The following is a 12,132-nucleotide window of genomic DNA, read 5'->3' as shown; positions in this document are numbered from 1 at the left end:
TAAAATTGGAGGGAAGATGAAATATTTTATTATTGCAGGCGAAGCATCAGGAGATCTGCACGGATCGAACCTGATGCGTGCCTTAAAAAACAAAGATTCTAATGCCAAGTTCCGTTTCTTAGGCGGAGATTTAATGAAGACGGAAGGGGGTGAGCCGCTTATTCATTTGAAGAAGATGGCTTTTATGGGGTTCATTCCCATCTTGCTCCATCTTAGGACTATCCTAAAAAATATTTCTATCACAAAAAATGCTATTTGGGATTTTGCTCCCGACGTGCTTATTTTAATTGACTATCCAAGTTTTAATCTAAGAATTGCACGTTTCGCGAAAAAACAATTGGGATTATCCATCTATTATTACATTTCTCCCAAACTTTGGGCATGGAAAGAATATCGCATTAAAGAAATCAAACAATACATTGATGCCATATTATGCATTTTCCCGTTTGAGGTTGACTTCTATCATAACCATCAGTATCAAAATGTTTTCTACGTTGGGAATCCTTTGATCGATGCAATGCCAGATCCATCGTCAGAACATCCTTCATTCGATGTATTCTGCCAATGCAATCACTTGTCAAATAAACCTATTATAGCTCTATTAGCTGGTAGCCGTGAAAAAGAGATTCAAGACAATTTACCATTAATGCTTTCTGTAATCAGTCAATTTATTGATTATCAATTTGTAATTGCAGGAGCACCTGGAATAGACCCATTATTTTACCAGCAATTTTTCAATGATCAGACACCCGTTAAGCTCGTTTTTAATCAGACGTATAGTTTGCTTCAACAGTCACAAGCCGCTATTGTAACTTCCGGAACTGCGACCTTAGAGACTGCGTTATTAAAGGTTCCGCAAGCAGTCGTTTATCATTTAACACCTGCACGATTAACACCCATTCTAAAAAAATGGATTATTCGGACACCCTACATCTCCTTGGTGAATATTATTGCACAAAAACAGGTTGTCATTGAATTGATAGGAGCTGAGGTAACCACCCAACGCCTTACCAAAGAATTGACTCAAATGCTTTATAACAATCAATATCGTACAGCCATATTGAATGAATACAAAGAAATTCAAGCAAAACTTGGACAAAGAGGAGCATCGCAAATTGCAGCTGACAAAATCATCCAGCTTCTGACAAACAAGGGCTAAACGTACTAAATTTACATAGCTGAAATAAGACTTAAAGGTCTTCTTTAGAGAAAAATAACCGTTGTCAATGCAACGTTTAAGAATAAGAAAACATCTATACCAAACAATGCATGTACAGTGCGCATGATGAAACACAACTCATTCAAGATTGCCAAAAGCATTTAGCTGCTGCACAGCAACAACTATATGAATGCTATGCTCGCAAAATGATGGGAGTATGCATGCGGTATGTCAATGATTATGAAACAGCACGTGACCTGATGCATGACGGCTTTATTAAAGTGTTTAAGCATATTGAATCATTTCAGGGAGAAGGATCATTCGAAGGATGGATGCGACGTGTATTTATCACAACAGCGCTTGAATATTTAAGAAAAAACGATGTATTACGTGAAAGTTACGACATTTCCACAAGTTATAACCTTCAAACAGAAGATGAAACGATCATTGAACGCATATCAGCCGATGAATTGCGTACAATTATAGGGACACTACCAACCGGATTTCGTACAGTATTTAATCTTTACGTGATCGAAGGTTATAGTCACAAAGAAATTGGAAAATTATTAGGAATTACAGAAAGCACATCACGGTCACAATTTGCAAGGGCAAAAATGATACTTAAGCAAAAAATCACATTACTTTATGGCTAATCTCAACGACAAGGAATTACGTGAGTTGTTCAGTCAAAAATTTGACAACTACAACGTAACGCTTCCCGAAAATGATTGGGAAACGCTACAAATGAAATGGAATGCCAACAAAGTAAATCGTCGTCGATTTATCGGATATTGGATTGCCGCAGCATCAATGGTTGGTATTTTATTATGTGGATTTGGCATTTGGCTATTTCAGTCTGGAAATCAGCAACAACTTTCGCCTTTGGCTCAATCGACAGGGGTGTCTTCTGTCTCTTCAACCAAAATCGTAACAAATAAAAGTATATCTATAAATAACAAATCCCATACAAATGCGGTGACAATTTCAAAACAAGCTTTGAAAAAAAGCATTGATTCTAATAAAGCACAATCACTACAGGCAACACAGCGTACAACATGCAACTCTTCACTACTGACAGCTTTTAATAAAATTAATCCGCCGACATCAGAAGTCAGAGATGATGCTTATGAGCTCAATGTAGCAACAATATCTTCAGTAAATAATCAGGTTCAATCAACAATGAATAATGACAGTGTTACAAAATATGCTTCTTTGGAAGTTTTGCCAACACCAAATGCTATTCCTAAGAATTCTAAAGATCAGACACAAGGGCAATCTAAGCATCAAACGATTGGATGGCTTGCTGTACATGTTCAAGGGAATAATGGAATTCCCAACAACTTTAGTAACAATAACGCATGGATGCAACCAGCAACATTAGACTATCGTTTATTTACGCAGGTAAACAAAAATACAACTCCATCTGCAAATTCGTCAACACAAATGATTACATTCATCGATAAAAAAACTTATGCATTTCCTATCTCCTGGGGATTATCCTTCAGCATTCCGTTAGCTCAGGGTTGGGAATTACAAACAGGAGGCTTATTTACACAATTAGTCACTACCGGTGAAGTCACTTCGACCACCAGTACCAGTGCCACTGGTCGTATTGAACAAAACTACATCGGAATTCCGGTCAATATTGCCTATCTTTTCCTCAATCGACCATCCTTCTCCGTTTATGGAACAGCTGGTGGAACTATCGAAAAAGGAGTTTCTTTGATAGAAAAGATTTATAGTTATAACGTACAAAATATTGCTCAAGAACAAGATCATTATTCTACAACAATCAATGGACTCCAATACTCAGTGGATGGAAACATCGGTGCAAGCTACCGCATATACAAATTCATTTTCGGATATATGGAAACAGGAGTAGCATATTATATACCGAGCAACCAACCGGAAAGCTATCGTACTGCTCATCCCGTAACTATCACCCTCAAATTTGGCATACGCTTTACGCTTGGAAAAGCGTCAAAATAGCATAAATAAAAAAGCAGGACTTTTCGCAAAGACCTGCTTTTTTGTTGCTAATAGGTATTAGTTTTTTAAGGCAAAAAAGATTGTGTAGTTTTAACAGTTGCAAATTTCGCCCTTTTTATGGAGGATACAAAACTTTTTCGTATGCTTTACAACATGTATTCATACAAAATCGCAACATTTTTGCCCCTATTTTTAACATTTCACTATTTTGAATCCATCTATCCAGTTTGCCAACCCCATCAAAAAGAAGTAAATTTGCAAGCAAATAAAGGGTTTTAGCATTAAAAATCATACTCACATCATAAAACCACAACATTTCTATCAAATCATGAACAAAATCTTGAAGAAAGCGTTTTTTTCTTCCAATGTCGTCTATTTTGAAGTAGAAGCGCCACTTATTGCTCAAGCCCGTAAAGCCGGGCATTTTGTATTAGTCAAAGTTGGTACTAACGGCGAACGCATTCCTTTGACTATTGCAGCGTCTGATACCACAAAAGGATCAATTTCATTAGTCGTACAGCGCGTTGGAGTATCTTCTGCAAAATTATGCGCGCTTAACGAAGGTGATTATATAACTGATTTAGTTGGCCCTTTAGGAAAAGCGACGCACATTGAGAAATATGGGACAGTACTTTGTGCAGGTGGTGGCGTTGGCGTTGCTCCTTTGTTACCTATAGTAGAAGCTATGAAAAAAGCTGGGAATAAAGTAATAACAATCTTGGCAGCACGCTCAAAAGAGTTAGTAATTCTCGAAGAACAAATGGAAGCCAACTCCGATGAAGTGATTATTATGACTGATGATGGCACGTATGGTAAGAAAGGTATTATAACAGCCGGAATCGAAGAAGTTTTACTAAGAGAAAGGGTTGATATGTGCGTAACAGTAGGACCAGCAGTGATGATGAAATATGTAGCATTACTGACTAAGCAATACAACGTTCCTACTATGGCATCACTCAACACTATCATGGTAGATGGTACAGGTATGTGCGGAGCATGTCGTGTTACCGTAGGCGGAAAAACCAAGTTCGTTTGTGTCGACGGACCTGAATTCGATGCTCACCAGGTCGATTTTGACGAAATGCAAATGCGCCTCGGCTCCTACAAAGAAATTGAACAAAAAGCGATGAACCAGTATCTGACATCAACGACTTCCAACTAACTATTAATTAATAAAATTCTGATATTTACAACTCAATATGACTGACAATAAAGCCACATCGCGTAATACACCATGGCGCGAACAATTACGAAAAACCATTTCAAACAAAGAAAGAACAGTAATAACCCGGGTGCATATGCATGAACTTGCCCCGGATATTCGCAACAAAAATAACGAAGAAGTTAATATGGGACTCACACTGGATGAAGCCCTCCTCGAAGCCAAACGATGCCTGGATTGTCCTAATCCCACCTGCACTTCTGGATGTCCGGTGAACATTGATATTCCATCATTTATTAAAAACATTGAGCGAAATGCGATTCTGGAAGCTGCTGCTGTTTTAAAGCAAACTAGTGCTCTGCCTGCTGTATGCGGACGAGTTTGTCCACAAGAGAAACAATGCGAGGCTTCATGTATTTACACTCAAAAGCTGGGCAAAGCGGCAGTAGCTATCGGATATCTGGAACGTTTTGCCGCCGATTACGAGCGTAAAAGTGGGAAAGCATCTATTCCTGAATGCGCACCTTTAAATGGAATAAAAATCGCGGTTGTCGGATCTGGACCTGCAGGTTTATCTTTTGCAGGTGATATGGCTAAACGTGGATACAAAGTCACTGTTTTTGAGGCTTTACATGAAATCGGTGGAGTATTAAAATATGGGATCCCGGAATTTCGCTTGCCTAATGACATCATTGATGCCGAAATTGAGAATATTAAGCAAATGGGAGTTGAAATCATCACCAATTGCATTGTAGGCAAAACAATTACCTATGACGAGCTGAAAAAACAAGGTTATAAAGGTCTTTTTGTCGGAAGTGGAGCTGGATTACCTCGTTTTATGAACATTCCAGGAGAAAATCTAATTGGCGTTATGTCCTCCAACGAATATCTGACACGTATTAATTTGATGGGCGCCTCACGGAACGGCGATACCCCGGTGCTCTCAGGCGAAAATGTAGCTATCATTGGCGGAGGAAATACAGCAATGGATGCTGTACGCACCGCAAAGCGCCTTGGAGCAAAACATGCTATGATAGTCTACAGAAGATCAGAACAAGAAATGCCCGCCCGCATTGAAGAAATCAAGCACGCCAAAGAAGAAGGTGTTGAATTCTTAACTTTACACAACCCTATTGAATATATGGGCGATGAACAAGGCCGCGTAAAAACCATGAGATTACAAAAAATGGCATTAGGAGAACCGGATGCATCGGGACGTCGAAGTCCAGTAGAAATTCCAGGGGCTATTGAAACCATTACAGTCGATACTGTCATTGTCAGTATCGGTGTTTCCCCAAATCCTTTAGTTCCATCATCCATTCCCGGGTTAACCGTTTCAAAATGGGGGACATTGGTAGTAAGTGATGATCTGCAAACATCCATACCTGCTATTTATGCCGGTGGAGATATTGTGCGCGGTGGTGCAACGGTCATTCTAGCCATGGGAGATGGAAGAAAAGCAGCGGCTGCTATGGATCAATATTTAATGAGCAATTGTTGAAAACTAATTAAAAGTGTGTGTCCTAAAAAACGTTTTTTGATATATCTTTGCATCAGAAAATGTAGAACTCAATTAAATATTACAGATTATGGCACACGAAATTACAGACGAAACTTTAGATGAGATATTGGCAAATAACAGCGTAGTAATCATTGATTTCTGGGCAGAATGGTGTGGACCTTGCCGTATGGTAGCTCCAGTAATAGCGGAACTGGCAGAAACTTATAAAGGTAAAGCATTCATCGGTTCGATCAATGTAGATGAAAATCCTGACAGCCCAAGTAAATTTATGATTCGTAATATCCCTACAATCTTGTACTTTAAAGATGGTAAACTGGTCGACAAAGTTGTAGGAGCAATGCCTAAAGCCACCTTCCAAACTAAATTAGACGCTTTATTATAAATTTTCTGTAATCAAATCACCTCCAATTGGTTGAACCAAAAACAGCGGACGTTATTGAGTTAACGCTCGCTGTTTCTGCATAAAATCCATCATTTTATCTCATGTTTAATGGATTCAATTACAAGCTACATAGCAAAAGAGCTTCAGCTTCAAGAAAGACAGGTAAAAAACACGCTTGCGTTGTTGGATGAAGGAGCAACAATTCCGTTCATCAGCCGTTACCGTAAAGAACGCACAGGATCGTTAAATGAAGTTCAAATCATTGATATTCAAAATTTAAACAATAAGCTCATTGAATTGAATAAAAGAAAAGTAACTATCCTTGCTTCTATTGAAGAACAAGGGAAACTAACAAATTCGTTACGCAAGCAAATAGAAGAAACGCTATCTTTGAATACATTGGAGGATATTTATCTTCCATACAAACCCAAGCGTCGTACTCGGGCAACCATAGCACGAGATAAAGGACTAGAACCTCTGGCCACAATCCTTTGGCAACAAAGTAATAACAATCCGGAACAAGTGGCCGCGCAATTTATCACGAAAGAGGTTCCAACAACTGATGATGCCCTGCAGGGGGCACGTGACATCATAGCCGAATGGATAAACGAAAATGAACGAGCAAGGACAAATATACGCAATATCTTTAGCCGGACAGCGACAATCACAGCACATGTGATTAAAGGAAAAGAAGACGAAGGAAGCAATTACAGCCACTATTTTCAGGTAGACGAGCCTTTAAAACGTTGTTATTCACATCGTTTACTGGCAATCAGACGTGCCGAAAAAGAAGGTATCCTGAAAGTTGCATTACAGCCTGATGAAAATTTATGTAAAGAGCAACTTTCCCGACTTTTTATCAAGAATAATAATGCCGCCTCACAGCAAATCGAACAAGCAACCGACGATGCTTTCAAACGGCTTCTAAAACCAAGTCTTGAAAATGAACTAGCAGCTGAAAATAAAAAAATAGCCGATCGGGAAGCAATTCAGGTTTTTGTCGAAAATGTTCGGCAATTACTTTTAGCTCCTCCTTTAGGCCATAAAAAAATATTATCCATTGATCCGGGATTCAGAACGGGATGTAAAATCGTTTGCCTCAACGAACAAGGCGATTTGCTATATCATACAACCATCTTTCCACATCCTCCTCAAAATGACACGACCAAGGCTGCTGAAACGCTCACCCAACTTATTACGCATTATCATATTGAAGCCATAGCTATTGGAAACGGTACAGCCGGACGTGAAACTGCGCTTTTTGTGCAAAAGCAAGTAAATCAATATATTCCAACAATGATGGTCAGTGAAAACGGAGCCTCAGTATATTCTGCGTCAACTATCGCCCGGGAAGAGTTTCCACAATATGATGTCACTGTCCGTGGAGCGGTGTCCATAGGGCGCAGGTTACTTGATCCACTTTCAGAATTAGTAAAAATTGATCCGAAATCAATTGGAGTTGGACAATACCAGCATGACGTAGATCAGGTAGAGCTAAAGAAAGCATTAGACCAGACAGTCATCAGTTGTGTTAATACAGTAGGAGTAGAACTCAATCTGGCAAGTCGATATTTGCTTACGTATATCTCGGGATTGGGGCCGCAATTGGCACAAAATATAATAGATTTTCGAACTCAAAATGGACCTTTTAGTTCTCGCAAAGATCTGTTGAAAGTTCCAAAAATGGGAGTAAAGACATTTGAACAAGCCGCCGGGTTTCTTCGGATTGTCAATGCTGAAAATCCATTAGATAATACTGCTGTACATCCCGAAAACTATCATGTAGTTTTGAAAATGGCAAAAGATTTGAATTGTACTGTTAAAGAGTTAATTAAAAACAAATCGATACAACAAAAAATTGATATTACACGTTATATAACCGATGAAATAGGATTACCCACCTTAAATGATATCATGGCTGAACTTGCACAACCGGGTCGCGATCCGCGTCAGGGGCTTAATATCGTACAGTTTGATAACACAATTCAATCAATCAACGACTTAAAAATCGGTATGATACTCAATGGGGTTGTTACAAACATTACAAATTTTGGGGCTTTTGTCGATATAGGGATTCATGAAAACGGATTAATTCATCTTTCCAATCTGGCGAATCATTTTGTGCATACACCATCCGAAATCGTCTCAATTCATCAACAAGTGATTGTCAAGGTAATTGATATTGATGTGAATCGAAAACGTATTCAACTTTCAATGAAGGATGTTCCCCAAGATACAAAATAAAATAACCATGGAATTTTCGTAGTCAAAAGCGTCCCAAAAGCCATAGTTTAGCGTATCTTTGCAGAAGATAACAGCTTATACTTAAACTTGAAAATATTTGATCTTACCAAACCCATTAACGTTGACAATATGAAGAAAATGATAATGATAGCTGCTATGACTTTTTGTGTAGCAGGTTTGTCCTTTGGTCAAAAAAATACATTAGGACTTCGTTTTACAGGTGGAACGGAAGTTTCATACCAACATGAATTAACCGATTTCAATCGTTTAGAATTTGATTTAGGATGGACATGGAATACCTCCGCTTTGTCAGGCTTTTACCAGTGGGACTACCATTTGACAAATGGGTTAAAATGGTACATCGGACCTGGCGCGAGCCTCGGCCTTTACAGTAAGGATAATCACAGCGGAACCGACTTAGGAGTTGGGGGCATCGTTGGATTAGAATATAATTTCGACATTCCAATTCAAGTGTCATTAGACTGGAGACCTATCATTAACTTCGGAACATATGATAGTCAGTTTGGTTCTACTAATGTGGGAATAAGCATTCGCTATCGCTTCCGTTAAACACAACTTCTATATCGATTTAAGCCTTTCATGACGAATACAATAGAACATGAAAGGCTTAAATTAATTTATACAAACACTATTGCGGGCTCAATCGCTTAATGAGTTGCTCTACTGCTAAAGCAATATTGTGTGGTGACAGTTGTAATTCCTTGATAAACTGGCTTCCAACAATAGCTCCCCTTGCATTTTCAAAAGCAACATGTAATGTTTCGGCATTCGAAATACCAAATCCGATAAGCTGAGGATTTTTTAATTGCATTGCTTTGATACGACGAAAATAGGCTTGTTTCTCTTCATTAAAACTCTTCTGTGCTCCTGTAGTCGCTGCAGAAGAAACCATATAAATAAAGCTATCTGTTTGACTATCAATCAACCGAATTCTTTCTTCATCAGTTTGAGGCGTAATAAGCATGATAATGGAAAGATTGTAAGTATCGGCAACAAGCTTATAATCCCGAAGATATTCGTTAAAAGGCAAATCTGGAATGATAACACCATCAATACCAACAGCATGGCATTTATGACAAAATGACTCAAACCCGAATTGCATGATGGGATTCAGATATCCCATCATGATCAACGGCATATCAATCTCCAACCGAACACCCTCCAGTTGTTCGAATAACTTCTTTAACGACATCCCTTGTTGTAGCGCGGCATGACTGCTTTCCTGAATCACTACACCATCAGCCATAGGATCAGAAAAGGGGATTCCTATTTCAACCATATCTACATGATGAGCCTGAAGCTGCCGTAAAATTTCGCGAGTGTCATTTAACTGAGGAAACCCTGCTGTAAAATACACAGAAAGAATCCTTGCATTTTTTTGCTGAAAAAGATTGTGAAGGCGATTCATATTATTCTCATTTTCAAAAGTTAAGTTCATTCATAAAAACAGTTAATGCATCTATATTTTTCAAACCAGGAAATATTTCAAACCGGCTATTAACATCAATGCCATATAATTCCGGATGTCTAAAAGACTGTATGCGAAGTATATCATCCAGGCCTATACCACCACTTAAAAAGAAAGGCGTTGCCCCATCATATTCATGCAGAATATGCCAATCATATTGAAGTCCCGATCCACCATAAAGAGGTGTCTTTGAATCGAAAAGCAGATAATTGCAATGAGTATCATAAGCCTTAGCCGTTTGTATATCATTCTTTTTAGCAATGCTTAATGCCTTTATAACTTGCAGTCCTTTATCCTGCAAAAAATGACACATTACCGGCGACTCATTACCATGTAATTGTACCGCCTTTAGATGATATTTTAATGCCATTGTAAGTACAGTTTCCTGATCTTCATCGACAAAGACACCTACAGGACAAACAGACGCCGGAAGATTTGCAATATATTCCGGATCAAGTTTTCCTATAAAACGAGAGGATTTTGAATAAAATATAAAACCCATAAAGTCAGGCTTTAAGGCAGCAACAGAAAAAATATTTTCAGGGTGCTTCATCCCACAAATTTTTATTTTTAAAGTACTCTTCATCTTATCCGATTTATTTTAAAGAATGAATGAAGCGGGCCAAAGCCAGATCAGGATTAACCTCTTTCATAAACGTTTCTCCCATCAAAAAGCCCCGAAATCCAGCCTGGCGAAGCTCCTTAACCGTATGTGGATCGCTAATGCCGCTTTCGGAAATTTTGATATACTCTTCAGGTATAGCAGCGCCTAAGCGAAAAGAAGTTTCTACATCCGTCACAAAAGTTTTCAGATTCCGGTTATTAACACCCACAATATCAACATTGGAATGAATATAGTCGAATTCAGATTTTTCGTGAATTTCGAGCAACACTTCCAGTCCTAATGCATGAGCTTCGCTGGCTAACATCTTACATTCACTGATAGACAAAGCCGCTGCAATCAACAAAACAACATCAGCTCCAGCAGCTTTTGCTATTTGAATTTGATACGGATCGATTATAAAATCCTTACGTAACACAGGGAGTTTAACTAAAGCTCTTGCCTGCTGCAAATCATTGAGGGAACCTCCAAAAAAATATTCGTCCGTCAAAATAGAAAGTCCAGTCGCACCTTCGCTTGCATATCCTGCGGGAATTGTTGACACATCAGCATCAGGGAAAATCCACCCCTTTGAAGGCGATTTACGTTTAAACTCTGCAATAATTCCCGTAGACGAGGAACGCAAAGCATCTTTCAAAGAGTATAACGGATGAGTTTGTTGTTGGATGGCAGATAATAATCCTGCGTTTTTCTGTTCCGCTACTTCAATTTTCTTTCGTGCAATAATGGTATCAAGAATATTCATAAAAATATAAATTGAGAAGGTTAACTATTCAACGCTATAAATTTTTTCAACGTGTTTAATGCGGCACCACTTTCTATAGAGTTTTTTGCCTGATCAATGCATTCTTCCAAAGACAACTCAGGATTAATTGTCCGAATGGCAAAAGCAGCATTAATGACAACCACATTTTTTTGTGCAAGAGTTGCCTTGTTCTGCAACACATTATCGAATATCCTGGCTGCATCTTCAGGAGTTTTCCCTCCGTCCAAAGCAGCTTGAGAAACACGTTCAAAATGTAATAATTCAGGAGTATACATCTTCTCTCCATTTTTATCAATTACCTTAAAATCACTCGTAAGTGAAATCTCATCATAACCATCCAGGCTATGCACGATGGAAAAATCAACATTTTCCTGCTGATACATATAGTAGTACAAACGAGCCATTTTCAGATTAAAAACCCCCAGCATATTACGCTTTGGTTGGATAGGATTCACCAAAGGGCCCAAGACATTGAAGAAGCTACGTACCTGCAACGCTTTTCGCACAGGAGCAACAGTTTTAAGCGCCAGATTAAAGAATGGTGCATGCAAATATGCCATATTCGTCTCTTCAATGGAACGGCGTAAAAGATCGTTGTCGCGGGTAAACTTCACTCCATGCTGCTCCATCACATTTGAAGCACCACTCACGGAGGTTGCTCCATAATTGCCATGCTTGGCTACCTTGTATCCCGCTCCGGCAACCACAAAACAACTTAGTGTTGAAATATTAAATGTGTTGTGGTTGTCACCGCCAGTGCCAACGATATCTATAGGATTATATTCACTTAACGACAC

Annotated in this window: 12 protein-coding genes; 8 read left to right on the top strand and 4 right to left on the bottom strand. The window is 38.8% G+C overall.

Annotated elements, in window-relative coordinates; all coding sequences use genetic code 11:
* Positions 1-16 precede the first annotated feature (16 nt).
* From lpxB to FHX64_RS00025, 8 genes are all read left to right on the top strand, one after another.
* Positions 17-1,159 (top strand): lipid-A-disaccharide synthase, encoded by a 1,143-nt coding sequence (gene lpxB, locus FHX64_RS00060; RefSeq protein ID WP_183411804.1) that lies wholly within the window; start codon positions 17-19, stop codon positions 1,157-1,159.
* Between the two features lie 110 nt (positions 1,160-1,269).
* A complete protein-coding gene (locus FHX64_RS00055) occupies positions 1,270-1,812 on the top strand; it encodes an RNA polymerase sigma factor (RefSeq protein ID WP_183411803.1) in 543 nt (180 codons plus the stop codon).
* Positions 1,805-3,148 (top strand): porin family protein, encoded by a 1,344-nt coding sequence (locus tag FHX64_RS00050; protein WP_183411802.1) that lies wholly within the window; start codon positions 1,805-1,807, stop codon positions 3,146-3,148. The genes FHX64_RS00055 and FHX64_RS00050 overlap by 8 nt, the downstream gene beginning before the upstream one ends.
* 328 nt (positions 3,149-3,476) lie before the next feature.
* Entirely contained in the window at positions 3,477-4,310 is an 834-nt protein-coding gene (locus FHX64_RS00045; RefSeq protein ID WP_183411801.1) for a sulfide/dihydroorotate dehydrogenase-like FAD/NAD-binding protein, read from the top strand.
* A gap of 37 nt (positions 4,311-4,347) precedes the next feature.
* The gene (gene gltA, locus FHX64_RS00040; RefSeq protein WP_183411800.1) at positions 4,348-5,811 is read left to right on the top strand and encodes an NADPH-dependent glutamate synthase; all 1,464 of its coding nucleotides are present in this window, start codon (positions 4,348-4,350) and stop codon (positions 5,809-5,811) included.
* Between the two features lie 88 nt (positions 5,812-5,899).
* Entirely contained in the window at positions 5,900-6,214 is a 315-nt protein-coding gene (gene trxA, locus FHX64_RS00035; protein ID WP_183411799.1) for a thioredoxin, read from the top strand.
* A gap of 108 nt (positions 6,215-6,322) precedes the next feature.
* Entirely contained in the window at positions 6,323-8,458 is a 2,136-nt protein-coding gene (locus tag FHX64_RS00030; RefSeq protein WP_183411798.1) for a Tex family protein, read from the top strand.
* A gap of 129 nt (positions 8,459-8,587) precedes the next feature.
* On the top strand, positions 8,588-9,028 hold the full coding sequence (locus tag FHX64_RS00025; RefSeq protein WP_183411797.1) for a hypothetical protein: 441 nt from the start codon (positions 8,588-8,590) through the stop codon (positions 9,026-9,028).
* Between the two features lie 79 nt (positions 9,029-9,107).
* Here FHX64_RS00025 and trpA read toward each other — a convergent pair whose 3' ends face one another.
* The 4 genes from trpA to trpD all read right to left on the bottom strand — a co-directional run.
* Entirely contained in the window at positions 9,108-9,887 is a 780-nt protein-coding gene (gene trpA / locus FHX64_RS00020; protein WP_183411796.1) for a tryptophan synthase subunit alpha, read from the bottom strand.
* 13 nt (positions 9,888-9,900) lie between these two features.
* A complete protein-coding gene (locus tag FHX64_RS00015; protein WP_183411795.1) occupies positions 9,901-10,533 on the bottom strand; it encodes a phosphoribosylanthranilate isomerase in 633 nt (210 codons plus the stop codon).
* 10 nt (positions 10,534-10,543) lie between these two features.
* Positions 10,544-11,314 (bottom strand): indole-3-glycerol phosphate synthase TrpC, encoded by a 771-nt coding sequence (gene trpC / locus FHX64_RS00010; protein WP_183411794.1) that lies wholly within the window; start codon positions 11,312-11,314, stop codon positions 10,544-10,546.
* 20 nt (positions 11,315-11,334) lie between these two features.
* Positions 11,335-12,132 (bottom strand): anthranilate phosphoribosyltransferase (gene trpD / locus FHX64_RS00005; RefSeq protein ID WP_183411793.1); only part of this gene is annotated, 798 nt, incomplete at its 5' end.

Source organism: Microbacter margulisiae, from assembly GCF_014192515.1.
Taxonomy (GTDB): Bacteria; Bacteroidota; Bacteroidia; order Bacteroidales; family Paludibacteraceae; genus Microbacter; species Microbacter margulisiae.
The sequence above is the reverse complement of the archived record's forward strand: the minus strand, read 5'-3'. Positions and strand labels throughout refer to the sequence as shown.

Bases quoted from the DNA above. Each gene is read 5' to 3' on its own strand.
- FHX64_RS00025 (WP_183411797.1), top strand. From the start codon at position 8,588: ATGAAGAAAATGATAATGATAGCTGCTATGACTTTTTGTGTAGCAGGT.
- FHX64_RS00045 (WP_183411801.1), top strand. From the start codon at position 3,477: ATGAACAAAATCTTGAAGAAAGCGTTTTTTTCTTCCAATGTCGTCTAT.
- FHX64_RS00055 (WP_183411803.1), top strand. From the start codon at position 1,270: ATGTACAGTGCGCATGATGAAACACAACTCATTCAAGATTGCCAAAAG.
- FHX64_RS00050 (WP_183411802.1), top strand. From the start codon at position 1,805: ATGGCTAATCTCAACGACAAGGAATTACGTGAGTTGTTCAGTCAAAAA.
- trpC (WP_183411794.1), bottom strand. From the start codon at position 11,314: ATGAATATTCTTGATACCATTATTGCACGAAAGAAAATTGAAGTAGCG.
- trxA (WP_183411799.1), top strand. From the start codon at position 5,900: ATGGCACACGAAATTACAGACGAAACTTTAGATGAGATATTGGCAAAT.
- gltA (WP_183411800.1), top strand. From the start codon at position 4,348: ATGACTGACAATAAAGCCACATCGCGTAATACACCATGGCGCGAACAA.
- trpA (WP_183411796.1), bottom strand. From the start codon at position 9,887: ATGAATCGCCTTCACAATCTTTTTCAGCAAAAAAATGCAAGGATTCTT.
- lpxB (WP_183411804.1), top strand. From the start codon at position 17: ATGAAATATTTTATTATTGCAGGCGAAGCATCAGGAGATCTGCACGGA.
- FHX64_RS00015 (WP_183411795.1), bottom strand. From the start codon at position 10,533: ATGAAGAGTACTTTAAAAATAAAAATTTGTGGGATGAAGCACCCTGAA.
- FHX64_RS00030 (WP_183411798.1), top strand. From the start codon at position 6,323: ATGGATTCAATTACAAGCTACATAGCAAAAGAGCTTCAGCTTCAAGAA.